At 58.5% G+C, this 16,752-nt stretch carries 18 protein-coding genes and 3 pseudogenes; 11 read left to right on the top strand and 10 right to left on the bottom strand.

Annotated elements, in window-relative coordinates:
* Positions 1 to 66 precede the first annotated feature (66 nt).
* On the bottom strand, positions 67 to 1,089 hold the full coding sequence (locus AACY49_RS19715; protein ID WP_320393574.1) for a transporter: 1,023 nt from the start codon (positions 1,087 to 1,089) through the stop codon (positions 67 to 69).
* 213 nt (positions 1,090 to 1,302) lie between these two features.
* On the opposite strand from AACY49_RS19715, the pseudogene AACY49_RS31920 reads away from it, so the two are divergent.
* The 3 genes and pseudogenes from AACY49_RS31920 to AACY49_RS19705 all read left to right on the top strand — a co-directional run.
* A pseudogene (locus tag AACY49_RS31920) lies at positions 1,303 to 2,103 on the top strand (HAMP domain-containing protein); the annotation flags it as partial.
* 117 nt (positions 2,104 to 2,220) lie between these two features.
* Complete coding sequence (locus tag AACY49_RS31915; protein ID WP_445262651.1) at positions 2,221 to 2,988, top strand: methyl-accepting chemotaxis protein; 768 nt, start codon at positions 2,221 to 2,223, stop codon at positions 2,986 to 2,988.
* A gap of 111 nt (positions 2,989 to 3,099) precedes the next feature.
* On the top strand, positions 3,100 to 3,543 hold the full coding sequence (locus AACY49_RS19705) for a hypothetical protein (protein WP_339525858.1): 444 nt from the start codon (positions 3,100 to 3,102) through the stop codon (positions 3,541 to 3,543).
* A 114-nt stretch (positions 3,544 to 3,657) separates the two neighbouring features.
* Here AACY49_RS19705 and AACY49_RS19700 read toward each other — a convergent pair whose 3' ends face one another.
* Both AACY49_RS19700 and AACY49_RS19695 read right to left on the bottom strand, forming a co-directional pair.
* The gene (locus tag AACY49_RS19700; RefSeq protein WP_258699463.1) at positions 3,658 to 3,963 is read right to left on the bottom strand and encodes a PepSY domain-containing protein; all 306 of its coding nucleotides are present in this window, start codon (positions 3,961 to 3,963) and stop codon (positions 3,658 to 3,660) included.
* A gap of 100 nt (positions 3,964 to 4,063) precedes the next feature.
* Positions 4,064 to 5,191 carry a glycerophosphodiester phosphodiesterase gene (locus AACY49_RS19695; protein WP_258699464.1) on the bottom strand — a complete coding sequence of 376 codons (1,128 nt, stop codon included), beginning with the start codon at positions 5,189 to 5,191 and terminating at the stop codon, positions 4,064 to 4,066.
* A gap of 235 nt (positions 5,192 to 5,426) precedes the next feature.
* Here AACY49_RS19695 and AACY49_RS19690 point away from each other — a divergent pair, with 235 nt between their 5' ends.
* Positions 5,427 to 5,753 (top strand): DUF2025 family protein, encoded by a 327-nt coding sequence (locus AACY49_RS19690; RefSeq protein WP_258699465.1) that lies wholly within the window; start codon positions 5,427 to 5,429, stop codon positions 5,751 to 5,753.
* Between the two features lie 125 nt (positions 5,754 to 5,878).
* On the opposite strand, the gene AACY49_RS19685 is transcribed toward AACY49_RS19690, so the two are convergent.
* The gene (locus tag AACY49_RS19685) at positions 5,879 to 6,202 is read right to left on the bottom strand and encodes an antibiotic biosynthesis monooxygenase family protein (RefSeq protein ID WP_258699466.1); all 324 of its coding nucleotides are present in this window, start codon (positions 6,200 to 6,202) and stop codon (positions 5,879 to 5,881) included.
* Positions 6,199 to 6,906: a CTP synthase C-terminal region-related (seleno)protein gene (locus AACY49_RS19680; protein WP_339525853.1), complete on the bottom strand. Its 708-nt coding sequence runs from the start codon at positions 6,904 to 6,906 to the stop codon at positions 6,199 to 6,201. The genes AACY49_RS19685 and AACY49_RS19680 overlap by 4 nt, the downstream gene beginning before the upstream one ends.
* A 15-nt stretch (positions 6,907 to 6,921) precedes the next feature.
* Here AACY49_RS19680 and AACY49_RS19675 point away from each other — a divergent pair, with 15 nt between their 5' ends.
* Positions 6,922 to 7,863 (top strand): LysR family transcriptional regulator, encoded by a 942-nt coding sequence (locus AACY49_RS19675; protein ID WP_339525851.1) that lies wholly within the window; start codon positions 6,922 to 6,924, stop codon positions 7,861 to 7,863.
* A gap of 6 nt (positions 7,864 to 7,869) precedes the next feature.
* On the opposite strand, the gene AACY49_RS19670 is transcribed toward AACY49_RS19675, so the two are convergent.
* Both AACY49_RS19670 and AACY49_RS19665 read right to left on the bottom strand, forming a co-directional pair.
* Positions 7,870 to 8,409 (bottom strand): DUF1003 domain-containing protein, encoded by a 540-nt coding sequence (locus AACY49_RS19670; protein WP_258699469.1) that lies wholly within the window; start codon positions 8,407 to 8,409, stop codon positions 7,870 to 7,872.
* Positions 8,410 to 8,549: 140 nt separating this feature from the next.
* The gene (locus AACY49_RS19665) at positions 8,550 to 9,158 is read right to left on the bottom strand and encodes a TetR/AcrR family transcriptional regulator (RefSeq protein WP_258699470.1); all 609 of its coding nucleotides are present in this window, start codon (positions 9,156 to 9,158) and stop codon (positions 8,550 to 8,552) included.
* A gap of 215 nt (positions 9,159 to 9,373) precedes the next feature.
* Between AACY49_RS19665 and AACY49_RS19660 the strand changes: the two genes are divergently transcribed.
* Positions 9,374 to 10,432, top strand: coding sequence for an MBL fold metallo-hydrolase (locus AACY49_RS19660; protein WP_339525849.1), 1,059 nt, complete (start codon positions 9,374 to 9,376; stop codon positions 10,430 to 10,432).
* 44 nt (positions 10,433 to 10,476) lie between these two features.
* Here the strand turns inward: AACY49_RS19660 and AACY49_RS19655 are convergent, their stop codons facing one another.
* Both AACY49_RS19655 and AACY49_RS19650 read right to left on the bottom strand, forming a co-directional pair.
* Positions 10,477 to 10,671, bottom strand: a complete 195-nt coding sequence (locus AACY49_RS19655; RefSeq protein WP_258699472.1) for an XRE family transcriptional regulator — start codon at positions 10,669 to 10,671, stop codon at positions 10,477 to 10,479.
* 11 nt (positions 10,672 to 10,682) lie between these two features.
* On the bottom strand, positions 10,683 to 11,000 hold the full coding sequence (locus AACY49_RS19650) for a helix-turn-helix domain-containing protein (protein WP_339525846.1): 318 nt from the start codon (positions 10,998 to 11,000) through the stop codon (positions 10,683 to 10,685).
* Positions 11,001 to 11,278: 278 nt separating this feature from the next.
* Between AACY49_RS19650 and bglX the strand changes: the two genes are divergently transcribed.
* On the top strand, positions 11,279 to 13,561 hold the full coding sequence (gene bglX / locus AACY49_RS19645; RefSeq protein ID WP_339525844.1) for a beta-glucosidase BglX: 2,283 nt from the start codon (positions 11,279 to 11,281) through the stop codon (positions 13,559 to 13,561).
* Between the two features lie 150 nt (positions 13,562 to 13,711).
* Here the strand turns inward: bglX and AACY49_RS19640 are convergent.
* A pseudogene (locus AACY49_RS19640) lies at positions 13,712 to 14,125 on the bottom strand (helix-turn-helix domain-containing protein); the annotation flags it as partial.
* A 5-nt stretch (positions 14,126 to 14,130) separates the two neighbouring features.
* Between AACY49_RS19640 and AACY49_RS19635 the strand changes: the two are divergent.
* From AACY49_RS19635 to AACY49_RS19620, 4 genes and pseudogenes are all read left to right on the top strand, one after another.
* Positions 14,131 to 14,250: pseudogene (locus tag AACY49_RS19635) on the top strand (sulfite exporter TauE/SafE family protein); the annotation flags it as partial.
* A gap of 71 nt (positions 14,251 to 14,321) precedes the next feature.
* Complete coding sequence (locus AACY49_RS19630) at positions 14,322 to 14,684, top strand: hypothetical protein (RefSeq protein WP_258699474.1); 363 nt, start codon at positions 14,322 to 14,324, stop codon at positions 14,682 to 14,684.
* 32 nt (positions 14,685 to 14,716) lie between these two features.
* Complete coding sequence (locus AACY49_RS19625) at positions 14,717 to 15,406, top strand: DUF6933 domain-containing protein (RefSeq protein ID WP_258699475.1); 690 nt, start codon at positions 14,717 to 14,719, stop codon at positions 15,404 to 15,406.
* 89 nt (positions 15,407 to 15,495) lie between these two features.
* Complete coding sequence (locus AACY49_RS19620; RefSeq protein WP_339525842.1) at positions 15,496 to 16,680, top strand: hypothetical protein; 1,185 nt, start codon at positions 15,496 to 15,498, stop codon at positions 16,678 to 16,680.
* Positions 16,681 to 16,752: the final 72 nt, after the last annotated feature.

Raw genomic sequence — 16,752 nt, 5'->3', positions numbered from 1 at the left:
TAATCCCATGAATTTGCGACGAAATGCTTAAAGGCAGGAGCTGCCGCAGGCTGCGATCTTTCGATCTTAATAATCCCGCCGCTTGCGAAACGCCCAGCGCCCGGCAATCAGGGTAAACGTCGCGACCAGCGCCACCAGAATCCAGAACCCCTCCGGATCACCGGCAAGCGGCACGCCGCCGACGTTCATGCCGAAGAAACCGGCGATGATGTTGATCGGCAGCGCGAGCACCGTGACCACGGTCAGGGTGAACAGCGTGCGGTTGCTCTGTTCGTTGAGGTTGGCGGCGATTTCTTCCTGCAACAGCTTGATCCGCTCTCCGAGGGCCGTGAGGTCGTTGATGATCAGCGCGAACTCCTCGGTGGACTTGCGCAGCTCCTTGACGTCCTCCTTCTGCAACCATTGCGGCGGGCGATTGAGCAGGCGTAGCAGCGAGCCTGGCTCCAGCGCCAACAACCGTTGCAGGCGCACCAGCACCCGGCGGTTGGCGCCCAGTTCGGCGCGGTTGGTGGACAGGCGCGAAGACAGCAATTCATCTTCGATCTGATCGACACTGAGGCTGGTCTTGCGCACGATCTGGGTCAGCACTTCGCCCTGATCGCGCAGCAGATGCACCAGCAACTCCAGCGGTGAGCGAAAGCATTCACCGGCCTTCACCGAAGAGCGCAGCTTGTCCACCGAGTGCAGCGGTTGCAGGCGCGCGCTGATGATCAGCCGACTGCGGGCGCAGACCCACAGCGTCGAAACATCCGAGGAGACCATGCTGCTGAGGTTGAACACCACGTCGTTGACCACCGCCAGCAACGCCGAATCGACATGCTCGATGCGCGTCGAACGGGAGCCTTCGTGCAAGGCTTCGAAAAACTCGTCGGGTAATTCCAGATGGCTTTTCATCCAGCGCTCGCACGCGGCATGGGCCAGGTTCAGGTGCAGCCAGAGAAACTCGTCATTGTCCCCTGGTTGTTGCAGGCAGCGCAGCGCCTTGGCCGAATCGATCTCTCGACCGCGCTCGCCAGGGCGAAAACTGAAACCGTAAAGCAGGCCGAACAGGTCGGAATCGCGATGGCGTTGGTCGATGCTGTGGTTCATGAGGTCTCGCTGTGAGGGGGCGCCTGTCACAGGTTTCACAGGTTCACTTGAGCCCCATCATCGCAACGTATTTTGAAGGTTTTGTGACAGTTAAATGGCGCCGGAAATCCGCCTCGTGCCGGTGGTCGGAAACATTAAAGAATGGGGCTGGCGCGCCGATGTTGCTGATGTCGATCTTCTGATTCTGGTCGTGAGCTAGCGTCGCTGACAGGGATGTCCGGACATCTTGCTCGCCACTTGAGCGTGCCTTATCCCTGCCATGAGATATCCCCGATGCTTTTGCAAAAATCCCTGAGAGCGCAAATCCTCGCCCTGTTGAGCGGCAGCCTGTTGGCGATGTTGCTGATCGCTTTGGCCTGCTTTCACTTCCTGTCCAATGGCGTTCAGAACTACGCGAATCTGATCGAAGGTCCGTTGCGCACCTCGCAATTGATCGATGAAGCCAACCTGCAATTCAAGGTGCAGGTGCAGGAGTGGAAAAACGTCCTGCTGCGCGGCAAGGACCCGGCGAACCTGGACAAATACTGGAAGCAATTCGAGGATGGCCAGCGCAACGTGCAGGGCATCCTGGGGGAATTGGCCGGGCAGAAAGGCATCGAGCCGCAACTCAAGACCCGTATCGAACGTTTGCGTGAAGAGCATCGTGTTTTAGGTGCGGCCTATCAGAAGGGCCGTGATGCCTACGTGGCGGCCGGTGCCGACCCAGCGGCCGGCGACAACGCGGTCAAGGGCGTGGACCGTGCCGCCAGCGAACAGATGAATGAACTGGTTGGCGAACTGCGCAAGCAGGGCACCGAGCAATCGAAGCTGATCAGTGCCAGCGCTGATCGCACCGTGTTGTTGGGGCTCGCGGTGATGTTGGTGTCGGGTCTGCTGATTGGCCTGTTGAGCCTGTGGCTGGTCAACCGCAACCTGGTGGAGCCGATTCGTAAACTGATCGACTACGTGGCACAACTCAGCCAGGGGCGGTTCGCCGAGCGCGTGGCCAGCACCCGTCAGGACGAGTTGGGCAACCTGGCCAAGGCCGCCAACACCTTGCGCGACTTCCTCGCTGAAACCTTCACTCGGTTGCAGCGCAGTGCGACGGATCTGAACAGCGCCAGCGGTGAGTTGAGCTCGATTGCCGGCCTTATGGCCAGCGGCACCAACGAGCAGTTCAATCGCACCGATCAGGTGGCCACGGCGATGAACGAAATGTCCGCCACTGCACAAGAAGTCGCGCGCCACGCAGGCGATGCGGCACGTGCGGCCGACGATGCCGACCAGTCTGCCCAACAGGGCGGAAAAGTCATGCAGGGCACCATTCGCACCATCACCCAAATGCGTGGCGAAATCGCCAACACCGCCACCGTCATCCGTCGTCTGGAAGAAGACAGCGGGCGCATCGGCAAGGTGCTGGAAGTGATTCGCGGCATCGCCGAGCAAACCAACCTGCTGGCGCTCAACGCGGCGATCGAAGCGGCCCGTGCCGGTGAAGCCGGGCGCGGTTTTGCGGTGGTCGCCGATGAAGTACGCAGCCTGGCCCAGCGCACGGCAGCGTCGATCATCGAGATCAACCAGATCATTCAAACCGTGCAAACCGGGGCGGTAGACGCGGCTCAGGCGATCGAAAGCGGCCAGTCGCGCAGTGAAGAAAGCGTCGAACAAGTGACCCAGGCCGGCGCCATGCTCGAGCGGATCACCCATGCCGTGGAAGCCATTCGTGACATGAACCGCCAGATCGCCACCGCTGCTGAAGAGCAGACTTCAGTGGCCGAAGACATCTCGCGCAACCTCACTGAAATCACCAGCATTGCCAGCACCAACCTGGACAACGTGCAGCGTACCGAAGCGGCCAGCCACAACCTGCACGGGTTGTCGGGGCAGTTGAATGAAGTGACGGCACGGTTGAGCGCCTAGTGCAATGGGCTGTGTACCGATTCGGTTACTGAGTCGGTACACAGTCGCTCTCAAGTTCGTGCTGCGCCCGTCGATGACGGTGTTACCCAAACTCCACATTGGATAACTCCCATGGTCAGCATCAGTTCTGTTTCGATCAATCAGACCGTCTCGACGTCTTCAAGCCAAGTCTCGATCAGCGGCAGTACCGAAGACACCTCCGCCGCCACAACCGCCAGTGCCTCCAGCGACTCCAGCGATTCCACGAAGGTTGCCGCTGGCGGTGCGCCTTCCTCAAGCGGCAGCAGCTCCAGCAGCACCGAATCCGATACAGTGAAAGAGCTGCGCAAGCAGATCGCCGAGTTGCAAAAGCAATTGCAGGAAGAACAGCAGCAACTGCAAGCAGCCCAGGCCAAGCAGGAAAGCGCCGAAGCCAAAGCTGCAACCGTTGCGGCGGCTCAGTCGCAGATTGCGGCCACTTCGGCTTCGTTGCAGACGGTGACGGCGGCGTTGACGCAAGCGTTGCAGGATGAGGGGGGCAGTACGTCGGGTTCGTTGGTCAGCACCACTGCTTAAGTCCGTGGGGCAAGCTGAAGGTAAACGTCGTGACCTGTTGCTCGGTCGACCTGCCTGATGCCTGATGCAAAAAAGCCGCACGATCCGAAAATCGTGCGGCTTTTTGTTGTTGAATCACGTGTCTTGCTTGTTGCTCAGAACCTTGCCGGTAGTGGCGTCGAAGTCCACGTCCCACTCTGTGCCGTCGGCTAAACGCAGTTCGACTTCATATTCGTAACCGTTGAAGTGGTTATCCAGGTCGGTATCGGTAATCGTGGCGCCCGGGTGCAACTTCAGTGCGGCCTGGTTCATTTCTTCCAGTGGTTTGATCTTGCCACTCTTGACCAGCTCGGGGATCTGGTCGACACGAACGTCAGCCTGGGCCAGGCCAGCGGCGAGAGTCAGGGCAGCAGCGGTGAACAGGGCAGTTAAGGTTTTCATGAAGTTCTTTCCTTGGGTGAACTGTTTAAGTGGGATCAGCTTAAACAGCGCAACTTAATTCCCCCTTAATTCCCCGCGAAGCAGACGCCACGGTCTCGAATCAATAACCGTTGTTCTGCAACAACTGCGTAACGCTCGCCGCCGCCGGACGCTTATAGAACTTCAGCAGTTCGCTGGCGCGGTTGGTGAAGATGCCATCGACGCCGGCATCCGCCACTTTCTGATAATCCACGGCATCGTCGATGGTGTAGACGTGCACCAGCAAGCCCTGATCGTGGGTGTACTGGTTCATCCACGGTTTCACCAGGTCCGAATAGCTCTGATCGCCACCCTTGGTCAGCGCGGCCGAAGGACCGGTACCGATAGCGCCCTGGGCCTTGGCGTACTCGACCCATTGCTGGAATTCGGCTTTGTCTTTCGGTTCCTGTCTGGCGTAGTAAGTCGCTTTGTCCTTGTCACCGGACTCGGCGAACGTCACTTTGGATTTCGGCTCGATGCTGCCTTCGCCTACCCACAGCAGCAGGATTTTCGGCACTTTCGGCATTTCCTTCTCGAGCAGTTCGAGGCTGCTCTTCTCGAAGGTCTGCAGCACCACCTTGCCTTTACCCTGGCCAACCGCCAGATCGCTCTTCGCCAGTTTCGAACCGGTCGGGCTCAGCCAGCCGCGATCCTGGAGTTTGTCCTTGAGGTCGCGCTCGATGCCGGGAAACTGCTTCGGCTCTTTGGTTTCGATGTACAGGCCAGGCTTGTGCAGGGGATTGCCTTGGGCGATGTCGATGATTTCGTCCAGGGTCAGGATCTTCAGACCCGCGTAGCTCGGACGCGCGCGATCCGGGTAAGCGGCGTTGAACCAGCTGCCGGCATCCAGGGTTTTGAGTTCGGCGAGGGTGAATTCGTTGGCCGGGCTGTCCTTGCGTTCAGGGAACTTGGTGGCGACGTCGGTGGTGCGTTGCAGGTTGTTGTCGTGCAGGGCAAACAGCACGCCATCCTTGCTGCGTTGCAGGTCCATTTCCAGGTAATCGGCGCCCAGGTCGCGGGCCAGTTTGTAGGCCGCGGCAGTGGATTCCGGTGCATCGAAGGATGCGCCGCGGTGGGCGATCACCGCCGGGTGCGGAATGCCCTGGCGGGTCGCCAGTGCGGTGGGGCTTGGCTCGCTGGCGGCCTGTGCCTGGCCGAGGCCGAGCATCAGGCTCAGCAACAGGGCGCTTTGGGTGAAGGTAACAGGCATGGTCGAAGTCCTTTTGCGATAGGTTTTCAAAGACGTATCTTTTAGCAACTGAGCGCCGCTCGCGCTATCGTCAGACCGACATAAACGTGTTTAAAGGAGATGTTTCCAACGCTTTTGTGCGCTCCTTTGCAGTACTCTTGAGCGAGGCGTTTCCCCGGCAGAGGGAAGCCCGTTCGCTTGCCCTGCGTGTAAACCATCGAGCACCGGTCCTTTGTGGCCTTTTGTGAGGTTTACCATGCGCATCACTTCCGAACTCATCTGCCAGGCCGCCGACCAACTCAAAGGCTTTGTCGGCCTCAATCGCAAGACCGGCCGCTACATCGTGCGCTTCAGCGAAGACGCCTTCGGCATGGACGTGGCCGACGACGGCATCATCCCCGCCCGTGAGTTCGTCTGGGCCCCCGGCCCCGCGCAGACCATGACGCTCAAGCGCGAGCTGATCCAGCTGCTGCTGGACCAAAACATCGACGACCGGATCAGCATAACTGAGCCGTTGCGGGTGTACATGAACCGGCGGGAAGTGCCGGAAATCTCGGCGGTGAGGCGTCTGGTGCAGAGCTGAATATTGCGCTGACTTGGCTGGCCCTATCGCGAGCAGGCTCGCTCCCACATTGGTCTTGTGATCGACACCTAATCAATGTGGGAGCGAGCCTGCTCGCGATGGCGGCCTAAAACACACCGCAATTATTACTGCTCAAACAGATACGCCCGCTCAACCCTGCACACCCGCGTATGACACGCCGAATACCAGGTCGACCGCCCACGTTCCCGAATCACGCTGTGCTCGGGGTGGTGTTTCCAGGCCAGAATCGCCGCTTCGCTGGCCCAGTAAGACACCGTAATCCCGAGCCCATCCACCCCCCGGGCCGATTCCACGCCAAGGAAGCCGGGTTGTTCGCGGGCCAGTTCCACCATGCGTTCGGCGGCCTGTTCATAACCGTGATCGCCGTCGGTGCGCAGCGAGGTGAAAATCACCGCGTAGTAAGGCGTTTCAGGTGCCTGGGCGATCAAGGTTTTTGCCTCGCACAGGCTTCAATCAACGCCCTGACCAACGGCGGCAGCAAGCCCTTGAGCGCGGCGCGTTCCGGCTGGAACAGTGTCGCGACAAAGAACGGATGATCTTTTAGCTCCACCGCCCGCAGGTCCCCCGCCGAATCGTGGCCAACCGCGTGTAGCTGTTGCTTCAATAGCTCCCGTTCAAACTCAGGATTCACACCATAACGGCAGCGATATCCCTCACGGATCTCAGTATTTTCGTACGCCTTGGCGATCAACGAACCTTCAACCAAATGAATGCTGTCGACGGCCTCCACCAGCGCACAGGTTAGCGGCGTGAGTAACGCCCGCGTCGCCTCGGGCGATGTCTCGCCGTGTTCGGCATCTTTCCAGCCCAGAACGTTACGGGCGAATTCGAGTACCGCGTGCTGAAAACCGCCACACGTGCCGAGGAACGGTCGCCGCTGTTCCCGGGCAAAACGGATCGCCCGTAACGCGCCATCCATGTCGCGATAAGGGCTGGCGGGTACGCACCAGAAACCATCGAAGTCACTCAGTGGCGTCTCGGCGTTGATGCAGTCGGTGGCCAGCCATTGGACCTGTATGTTCCTGCCTGAGTGTTCGGCGGCCATGCCGAGGGCGACGGGGATGGCTTGATGGGCGGTGACTTGAGGGTCGTGATCGCCGATCAGGGCGATGCGAATGGCGCTGGTTTCCATGAGTGATCTCGACGCTTGTTGATTCCTGGTGCCCACTATAGATTGGCGTTCACGCAATCAATATTGGCGTTATCCCAAGTGATCAATGCATCGATGCACTATCGGCTGGACTACCCGGATCTGTCCCTGATTCTCGCTTTGGTGCGCGGCGGCTCTCTGGCCCGGGCCTCGGCGTTGTTGAAGGTCGATGTCTCGACGGTGTTTCGCGCCGTCCGCCGACTGGAAGCAGCGCTGGGCCAGCAACTGTTCGACAAGAGCCGCGCCGGTTACTTGCCCACCACGCTGGCGCAGACTTTGGCCGAGCAGGCTGAGCGTGCCGAACAAGCGCTGGAGGCGGCGCGCATTGGCGTGGAGCAGGGCGGTGAGGTCATCAGTGGCACCGTGCGCCTGACCTGCACCGATTCGGTCCTGCAAAGTCTGCTGTTGCCGGCGCTGGCGCGGTTCATGCCGTCTTACCCGGCGCTGACCCTTGAACTCTGCACCTCCAACGACTTTGCCAACCTCAGCCGCCGCGATGCCGACATCGCCTTGCGGCTGACCCGTACGCCGCCCGAGCATTTGGTTGGCCGGCGTCTGGCGGACATTTCCTACCGGGTTTGTGCCAGTTCGGCCTATCTGCAATCGGTCGATTCCCACGATCTGGCCTCATTGACCTGGATCGCCCCGGACGACTTTCTGCCCGATCACCCCACTGTTGCGTGGCGGCGTCAGCAATTGCCTGGCGTAACACTCGGTTACCGCTGCAACAGCATGTTGTCGGTGACCGAGTTGGTGCGGGCCGGGCTGGGCGTCGCGGCGTTACCGGACTTTCTGATCGGTGACGGACTGCAACCGTTGACCGAGCCTTTGCACGGTTATGACACCGCGCTGTGGTTGCTGACCCGCCCGGACTGCCGCGCGTTGCGCTCGGTGGTGATGTTGTTCGATGAATTGGGGCAGGCGCTGAAGTTGCCTTGAGTCGGATCACGCCTTCGGTGGCTCGTTGCCTACGAAGTGTTGATGTATTTGCGACGTCAGGCTTTCGACACGCTCGGTCAGGGTCTTGGTGATTTCGGTGAGCCGGGTGTTTTGTTCCAGCAACTCCATCAGTTGCGCGGTGGTTTGCGCAGCCTGGGCCTGACGTTCACTGTTGGCGACGGCCAAGGCTTCACGGTGTCGCGCATCGGCGTCTGACTGGGCTTTGTCCCGCGCGGCCTGGCGTGTCTGGGCCAGCAGAATCAGCGGTGCGGCATAGGCCGCTTGCAGGCTGAACGCCAGGTTGAGCAGGATGAAGGGGTACATATCGAAATGGGTTATACCGGACAGGTTCAGGTACATCCAGATCACCACCATCAGGGTCTGGGCGCCGAGGAAGGTCGGCGTGCCGAAGAACCGTGCAAAGGCCTCAGCGCGCAGGGCAAAACGGTCGGTACCAAAAGTAGGTGCCAGGTGAGCGTGAGGGCGATGGAAACGCAGGTGATCGACAGGGGCGGTGGCTTCGGTTTCGCGGGTCGGAGTGCTCATGATGCTCTCTGTATCGTGCTGGGACTGAGGCTCACTATAGTCGCCAGCGCCAGTTTCATTCTGAAACACATTGCGGTGTTCTATTCAGAGCGACCGATCAGCGATAACGCGGCGGACATTGTCATTTTTTACAGCTCGTTTCAGCGCTCATAACAGGCCAGGAACATGTCCAGCGCCGACTCCACCACGGTGTGCTGCATCTCGGGCGACAGGCCTGGCTGGCCCATGGAGATCTGTGGCCAGAACGCAAAGGACTTGAGCAATCCCTGGACCTGTTGCGCGGCGAGCTCAGGCGCGGCCGGTTTCAATCGACCATCGGCCTGGGCGGCGCGAATCCACACCGTCAGGTTTTCTTCGCGCTCACCCATTCGGGCGACCATGTTTTGCGCACGCTCGGGAGAATGGATGGTGGCGGCGATCGCCACCCGCGCCAGGTCGAGAAAATTCTCATCGGCCAGCATCTGCAGTTTCGTCTGCAACATCAGACGCAACTGATCGCGCAAGGGCAGGTCAGGGCGGTAGGCCGTTTCCTGTACGGCCGTCACCCGCGCCCATAATTGATTGAGGATTTCGGCAAACAACTCTTCCTTGCTCGGGAAGTGGTTGTACACCGTGCGCTTCGACACGCCAGCGGTGGCGGCGATCTTGTCCATGCTGGTGATGTCGAAACCGTTGGCACGGAATTCGGCAATCGCTGCCTGGATGATGGCTTCGCGTTTACGGTCGGTGAGGCGCTGTGGAGCTGTCATAAATACGCTTCGGCAGGAAGAAGTGGAGAATTACACTTGGTAGTTTACTTGTGATCGGCTTTGATGCAACCTAGAAACTACACTGTGCAGTGTAATGTTTTGTTAATCCTGCACAGTGAAATATAGAATCTCCGGCTGATGCGTGCGTGCCTTGGCCATTAATCGTCCCAAGCGGAAAATCGCCAATCGTGCGGTTTTTCTGGAGTCATTCAGTCATGACCACCTCAACTTCCCCAACGGATAATGCCTCAACGCCTGAAGCGTCTCGACAGGCTCAAGGGCAGTACCGAAACCATGTGCCCGTGCAGCGCGAAGGCTTTCGCAAAACCTTGCGCATCCTGTGGAACTTCATCTTCCACAAACCGCATGACACCCGGCCGTCGGCCCCCGTCCCGGTGCAAGCCCTGACCCAGGCAGCGTTGATCGCCGCGCCCAACCACAGCGTCTATCGTCTCGGCCACTCCACGGTACTGCTCAAGCTGCGGGACAAATTCTGGATCACCGATCCGGTCTTCGCCGAACGTGCCTCGCCAGTGCAATGGGCCGGCCCCAAGCGTTTCCACCAACCACCGATCAGCCTCGAAGACCTGCCGCCGATTGAAGCGGTGATCCTGTCCCACGATCACTACGACCACCTCGATTATCAGGCCGTGCTCAAACTGGCGGACAAGACCCGTTACTTCCTCACACCGCTGGGCGTGGGCGACACCCTGATCAAGTGGGGCGTCGACGCCAGCAAAGTGCGACAGCTGGATTGGTGGCAGGGCACCGAGGTCGATGGCCTTCAATTCGTCGCCACACCTTCGCAACACTTTTCCGGGCGTGGCCTGTTTGACGGCAACAGCACCCTTTGGGCGTCGTGGGTGATGATCGACGGCGACACGCGAATCTTCTTCAGCGGCGACAGCGGCTACTTCGACGGCTTCAAACGCATCGGCGAACAGCACGGCCCGTTCGACCTGACGCTCATGGAAACCGGCGCTTACAACGTCGAGTGGCCACACGTGCACATGCAGCCCGAGCAAACCCTGCAAGCGCACATCGACCTTAAAGGGCGCTGGTTGCTGCCGATCCACAACGGCACCTTCGACCTGTCGATGCACGCCTGGTACGAACCCTTCGACCGTATTCTGGCGTTGGCCTGGGAGCGGAACGTGTCGATCACCACGCCGCGGATGGGCGAGGCGTTCAATGTGATGTACCCGCAACGTGGTCACACTTGGTGGCTGGGATTGGAAGGTGCAAGCGATCAGGCAACAGTGCAGAACGCTTGATGTTGTGCTGCCGGGGCGCCTGCCGTGCAAGCGCCCCGGTTTTTTTATCTGCGTTCGTCCAGTAACAGGTTTGTATATTCCGAGATTTTTGCCACGGTCAGATCGCAACATTCTCCACGGAGTATTTCGTTCAGTTCCTCCTCAGACAATCCGAGCCGATGGGCAGCCTCAGCCTGACTCAACCGACCGGTTTCGAGGAGCATGCCTATCTTCATAACGTATTCGGCTTTGGCCCGCATCTGCTGAAACCTCACTCAACCATCGCATAATCCGCCCGCCCCACCGGGGCCGGTGTCGACCCTTTCACGTTCATCCCTCTCCCCGGTGCAAACCCCGGGAAAAACGCCAGACCTTGCGATTCAAACCGATACGCCAACGCCAGCCGGGTCACATCCAGCACATCACGCTCCGCCTCGAATCGCTGAATGGCATCAACGGAAACCCCGGATTCCTCAGACAACTCTTCCACACTCCAGCCCAGCATCGCTCGGGCCTGGGCGCAGTGGGCGGGGGTGAACTGGAAGAGGGCGATACGTTCCAGGGTGATTTTCATCGCAAGAGAGGCCATGGTGTTCTCCGGGTTCGAAAGTGGCGATTCGATAAGGTACTGTGTTTTTGTACAGTTGTTTTGAGTCCGGATCAAACTCATTTTTTTGATCGATTCTCTTTTTATGCTCAGGCAGGGGCGCTGGAGCGACTACGCTACTTCTATGCGGGCTCCTGAACGCCCAATGGGTTTTCAATACCGTCAGCAGCAATGATTGAACGTCAGCCTTCTGATCTTCAATGCAGGAAAGGTGGCGTTTCAAAAGCAGTGCGCCACAGCGTTATGCGGGGAAGGGAATCATGAAAAGACTACGTCTGCTATGTGCCCTGATCAGTTTTACAAGTCTGCCCGTCCTGGCCGATACGGTATCGCCAAACAAAGATGCCTTTGTCACCAACCTCATCAATCAGATGACCCTCGACGAAAAAATCGGCCAACTGCGGCTGATCGCTATCGATGAAAAAATGACCCCCGAAAGGATTTGCCAGGAGATCGCCGCCGGGCGAATCGGGGGGACGTATGGCTCTGTAAGCCGTTACATCAACCGCCCCATGCAGGACGCGGCTCAACAAAGCCGTTTGAAAATACCGATGTTTTTCGGCTGGGACGTGATACACGGTCATCGAACCATTTTTCCCATCGGCCTGGCCCTGGCCTCCAGCTGGGATATGGACGCCATCGAGTTGAGCGGTCGAACGGCGGCGAAAGAAGCCAGCGCTGACGGTATCGATCTGACCTTTGCACCGATGATTGATGTCGCCCGTGATCCTCGCTGGGGACGTACATCCGAAGGCTTCGGTGAAGACACCTATCTGGTTTCACGCATTGCCAAAGTGATGGTTCAGGCCTACCAGGGCCAAAGCCTGAATGCACCCGACAGCATCATGGCCAGCGCCAAACACTTCGCGTTGTATGGTGCTGTCGAGGGTGGACGCGACTACAACAGCGTCGACATGGGCCTGGCCAGGATGTACCAGGACTACCTGCCACCTTATCGTTCGGCGATCGAGGGTGGCGCGGGAGCGGTGATGGCGGCGCTTAACTCGATAAATGGTGTGCCGGCAGCGGCCAATGCATGGTTGATGCAAGACCTGCTTCGCAAAGCATGGGGCTTCAAGGGGCTGGTCATCAGCGACCATAACGGGGTCACCGATCTGGTTCAGCATGGTGTTGCGAGGGATCATCGCGAAGCGGCCAGGCTCGCCATCAGGGCCGGCATTGATATGAGCATGAACGACTCCTCCTATGGTCCCGAGCTACCCGGGCTGCTTGAGTCTGGCGCTGTTTCCCAGAGCAATATCGATGACGCGGTGCGGGAAGTCCTGGGTGCCAAGTACGACATGGGGCTGTTCGAAGACCCTTATCGGCGCATCGGCATTGCCAGTGAAGACCCCGCTGATACCAACGACGAAAACCGTCTGCACAGAGCGCAGGCCCGTGAAGTGGCACGCAAGACGTTGGTGCTGCTGAAGAATGAAAACGGGCTCTTGCCGCTAAAAAAAGAGGCGGCGATTGCGCTCATCGGCCCGTTGGCAAAAAGTGCCGTCGACATCATGGGCAGTTGGTCTGCAAGCGGCGTGGCCTCGCAATCGGTGACGATCTACGACGGGCTGAAAAACGCTATGGATAAGGGCTCGCTGATCTATGCCCGAGGCGCCAATCTCACGGAGGATCCTGAGGTCGTTGATTATCTGGGAGTGTTCGAAGTCAAGAACGACGCTCGCCCGGCAGCAGAAATGATTGACGAAGCGGTCAAGGCCGCAGAGCAAGCCGATGTTGTGATTGCAGTGGTGGGCGAGCCCCGCAGCATGTCCCATGAAGCAGCCAGTCGAACCAGCCTCGATCTGCCAGGGCGGCAGAGTGAATTGATCACCGCCCTGAAAGCCACCGGCAAGCCGCTGGTCCTGGTATTGATGAACGGTCGGCCACTGTCCATCGGCAAGGAGCAGAAACAGGCCGACGCGATTCTGGAAACCTGGTACAGCGGCTCTGAGGGGGGCAATGCCGTTGCCGATGTCTTGTTCGGCGACTACAACCCGTCGGGCAAGTTACCCATCACCTTTCCACGCTCCGTGGGGCAGATCCCGAGTTACTACAGCCACTTGAACACCGGTCGCCCCTACCTGCCAGGTGCGCCTCGCAACTACACGTCTCAATATTTCGATCAATCCTATGGTCCGCTGTATCCCTTCGGCTATGGGCTGAGTTATACCGATTTCAGCCTGACCGACATGGCCCTGTCTTCGACCACACTGAACAAGACCGAGAACCTCGTCGCCAGCATCATGGTGAAAAATACCGGCCAGCGCGACGGCGAAACAGTGGTTCAGCTGTATATCCGCGATGTCGTCGGCTCCGTCAGCCGCCCGGTCAAAGAACTGAAGAACTTTCAAAAAATCATGCTCAAGGCCGGAGAGGAGAAAGCGGTCCATTTCAGCATTGGTGAGAACGACTTGAAGTTCTTCAACGCCCAGCTGGAATACACCGCCGAGCCGGGCGAGTTCCGGGTGCAAATCGGTCTGGATTCCCAGGATGTGAAGGAGCAGAGTTTTGAGTTGCTGTCAGAACAAGGCAGTGGCTAAGGCCGCTCAGTCAAGACAATGAAGTGCCAAGCGCAGAACCTGTGCGGGCTTGCTCGCGAAAGCGGCGTGTCAGGCGACATCAATGTTGACTGTGCCGCCGTCTTCGCGAGCAAGCTCGCTCCCACATTGGATTGCGCGGCAGCGGCCTCTCTATTCCGCCCCCTCCAACCAAACGGACGGTGCCAGCCCCAGCACACGACGAAACATCGTCGAGAACGCCACCGGGCTGTCGTAGCCAAAATCCAAAGCAATCCGCGTCACCGGCGTACCCACCGCCAGCCGTGCCAACGCCAGCACCACACAAGCCCGCTGCCGCCATTGGCTGAAACTCAGGCCGGCCTGTTGACGGAACAGACGATTGAACGTACGCAGGCTGATATGCAACTGATCGGCCCATTGTTGCGGCGATTGATGGGTGTTCGGTTGCTGGAGAAACGCCTGACACAACCCGAGCAGTCGCGAATCCATGGGCAACGGAATGTGCAGCGGCAAGTGAGCGCTGCGGGCCAGTTCATGCAGCAGCAAGTCGATCAACGCACCGTCGCGCCCGGCCTCGTCGTATTCCTGCGCTTGGGTCGCTGGTGGGGATTCGGCTGGCTACGCCGTGGATCGGGCGGATACCGGATCGGGTGCATGCGTGGGTTTATATTGGTTTGCTGGTGGTGATGCTGAGTATGTGCGCCAAGTAAGGTTGGAATCTGTGGGCTTATTCGCAAGAATAGGCCTTTGCATTATTTAACATTTCACGTAGGAGAACGTCATGCCGATCCTCGAAAGCGACTGGAAGAAATTCAAGGAATTGCGCGAGATTGCGCTCGATCGTTTCTGCCTGGGTGTGCTCGCCGATGCCGAAACCATCGCCCAGCACAGTGCGCTGTCGCCTCACGCCCGGTACAGAATGCTCTACCGTCTCACCCGTGATCGGGACAAAGATATCGTTCATACCTTCGACCTCTGTAGCCGTTCCAGTGCGCTCATGGCTTTGAGAATGATGGTCATGCATGATCTGTTGACCGACGCGGAATTATCTATCCTCAGCGAAGAAACGCGTGAAAAAATTTCCGGTGTTATTCGTCAGCCTTACGAGCTTGAGTGGGTTGAAGAGATCGTGCGACCAGACTGAGCGACATAACCCTATTAATCAAAGGATCAGGGATGTTGATCTTCAACTGCACCGAAGCGGCCAGCACCTTCTTCAGCCGCGTCCACAAGGGCAAGAAAATGACTCCCGTGGAGAAACCGCCATCGTTCGTTATCGAGGACGATGAGCAGGGTGACTCAGCCGAACAGTGGCTGGTCCACGCCATCACCGTTCAACGCAAGCACGTGTTGTTCGTCATCCATGTGGAAACCCGTTATTGCATGATTTTCGCGGACGCGAAAAAGGCCGACGTGGAAGGTTTTGTTCAACGGTTTGCCGAGCGATGGATCAATGGCCTGATACGCCATGCGGGGCAGAACGATATCCTGCAGTGGGTTAACGATGAGCCGATGATGGAGCGTTTCCAGGAAAACTGCGGCCAGTACACGTTTTACAAACGCGGTCATCGCGGTGCGCAAAAACACATCAACGAGATCGCCTGGATTTTTGAGGATTGCGCCGCGGAATGGGGATCTCTGCCTTCGGACGAATACTCGGCTGGCCGTTTCGATGGTGATATGAACTACACCCTGAGAGGCGGTAAAGGGCACAAGGACTATTACTTTCCGGATGAGGAAATGATGGTCCATTGGTTACGCCAGTACTGCGGCCTCGACGAGTCAGGCATACAGGCTGCGCGTGATCGGCGCAAAGAAGTGAGACGGGAAACTCGAGAACTGATGCATCAGTTTGATCAGGGTTGATTAGACCATATCGATTCTTGGACGCTGCTTCGCCATAATCCGTGCCACGATTTCACGAGTAGACGCTCGCTTCTTTCAAGGATGTTTTGATGTTCAAAGGATTGTTACGCCTGGCGACAGTCGCCACGCTGTTACTCATACTGTGTTCCACTGCTCATGCCGAGGACGGGAGACGAGTGTTCACCGGCACCCTGGGCAAGATGCCGATCGTGCTGGAACTCAACACCAACCAGCCGGACGAAGTCACCGGCCGCTACTTCTATGAGAAATACCATCGCGACCTGGAGCTGAGCGGCTCGCTGCAAGAAAAGACCCTGACGTTAACCGAAGGCAACAACCGCTACAGCGAAGACAAACCCCAGCCAACCCTGAAGTTGCAAGAAACGGCCAACGGCTGGCAAGGCGAATGGAAAGGCCCCAAGGGCAAAGTTCTGCAAATGCAATTGACCGAGGCCAAGATCCCGGCACCGGCTGCAGACGTCTTGCCCTTCATCGCCGCGCTGCCGAAAAGCGACCCTTACGAATATCTGCGCTTGCAAGGCTTGAAACTCAAACCGGGCAAGAAAGAGTCCTTCATGGGCTACGACCTGCAATGGTGGACGGAGCCCGCGTCCGGTCTCTCCATGTTCAGCATCGAGTCCGGCTACCCGAAAGCTGACCAGCAGCGGATCAATCAGCAATTGTTGGAGCGGCTCTGGAGCGAAGTCATCAACTACCACGGCTGCTTGCTGGGAGGTAGGGAATTTGCCGAGTTCGACCAAGGTGTCGCCCCCCAATTCCTATCGCCCGATGTGGTCAGCCTGAACATCTCCACCGGCTACAGCTGCGGCGGCGCTCACCCGGATTTTGGCAATTCGCCGATTAACCTCGACGTTCACACCGGTCATAGCCTGTCGCTGGAAGACGTGCTGTGGATTGGCCAAGGCAAGCCGCTGCTGCATGCCGACCGCTACGGCGCTGGCGATACATCCTTGACCGAGGCAGAGAGCAACGCACGATTCACCTATCAGCGCGAAGTGTTCGTACCATGGCTGATCAAGCAATTCAGCGCGCTGTACCCCGATGAAATGCAGAAGCCGGCGGACGAGGAAGGCTGCGACTACACCGACGAAAGCGTTTGGGGTTATTCCAACTGGCACTTCACCGCAAAAGGCCTGTACCTGGGACCGTACTTCGCCCGCATACAACGCAATTGCGATGATCCGGGCTGGTCAGTGCTGCCGTACGCCGTGGTCAAGCAACATCCCGGCGGCGTGGCTGTGCAACTTCCCTGAGGTTGGGTTACATAAGTATTGCGGACTTGGTGCGTATGGCTTCAAGCAGCACCTGGTCATCCCCCACGAGCA

This window comes from Pseudomonas sp. EL_65y_Pfl2_R96, from assembly GCF_963970905.1.
Classification (GTDB): Bacteria; Pseudomonadota; Gammaproteobacteria; order Pseudomonadales; family Pseudomonadaceae; genus Aquipseudomonas.
Note: the sequence above shows the minus strand (reverse complement) of the source record. Positions and strands in the feature narration are given on the sequence as shown.

Excerpts from the sequence above, each read along its gene's own strand:
- AACY49_RS19715 (WP_320393574.1), bottom strand. The coding sequence starts at position 1,089 with ATGAACCACAGCATCGACCAACGCCATCGCGATTCCGACCTGTTCGGC.
- AACY49_RS31915 (WP_445262651.1), top strand. The coding sequence starts at position 2,221 with ATGGCCAGCGGCACCAACGAGCAGTTCAATCGCACCGATCAGGTGGCC.
- AACY49_RS19705 (WP_339525858.1), top strand. The coding sequence starts at position 3,100 with ATGGTCAGCATCAGTTCTGTTTCGATCAATCAGACCGTCTCGACGTCT.
- AACY49_RS19700 (WP_258699463.1), bottom strand. The coding sequence starts at position 3,963 with ATGAAAACCTTAACTGCCCTGTTCACCGCTGCTGCCCTGACTCTCGCC.
- AACY49_RS19695 (WP_258699464.1), bottom strand. The coding sequence starts at position 5,191 with ATGCCTGTTACCTTCACCCAAAGCGCCCTGTTGCTGAGCCTGATGCTC.
- AACY49_RS19690 (WP_258699465.1), top strand. The coding sequence starts at position 5,427 with ATGCGCATCACTTCCGAACTCATCTGCCAGGCCGCCGACCAACTCAAA.
- AACY49_RS19680 (WP_339525853.1), bottom strand. The coding sequence starts at position 6,906 with ATGGAAACCAGCGCCATTCGCATCGCCCTGATCGGCGATCACGACCCT.
- AACY49_RS19670 (WP_258699469.1), bottom strand. The coding sequence starts at position 8,409 with ATGAGCACTCCGACCCGCGAAACCGAAGCCACCGCCCCTGTCGATCAC.
- AACY49_RS19665 (WP_258699470.1), bottom strand. The coding sequence starts at position 9,158 with ATGACAGCTCCACAGCGCCTCACCGACCGTAAACGCGAAGCCATCATC.
- AACY49_RS19660 (WP_339525849.1), top strand. The coding sequence starts at position 9,374 with ATGACCACCTCAACTTCCCCAACGGATAATGCCTCAACGCCTGAAGCG.
- AACY49_RS19655 (WP_258699472.1), bottom strand. The coding sequence starts at position 10,671 with ATGCGGGCCAAAGCCGAATACGTTATGAAGATAGGCATGCTCCTCGAA.
- AACY49_RS19650 (WP_339525846.1), bottom strand. The coding sequence starts at position 11,000 with ATGGCCTCTCTTGCGATGAAAATCACCCTGGAACGTATCGCCCTCTTC.
- bglX (WP_339525844.1), top strand. The coding sequence starts at position 11,279 with ATGAAAAGACTACGTCTGCTATGTGCCCTGATCAGTTTTACAAGTCTG.
- AACY49_RS19630 (WP_258699474.1), top strand. The coding sequence starts at position 14,322 with ATGCCGATCCTCGAAAGCGACTGGAAGAAATTCAAGGAATTGCGCGAG.
- AACY49_RS19625 (WP_258699475.1), top strand. The coding sequence starts at position 14,717 with ATGTTGATCTTCAACTGCACCGAAGCGGCCAGCACCTTCTTCAGCCGC.
- AACY49_RS19620 (WP_339525842.1), top strand. The coding sequence starts at position 15,496 with ATGTTCAAAGGATTGTTACGCCTGGCGACAGTCGCCACGCTGTTACTC.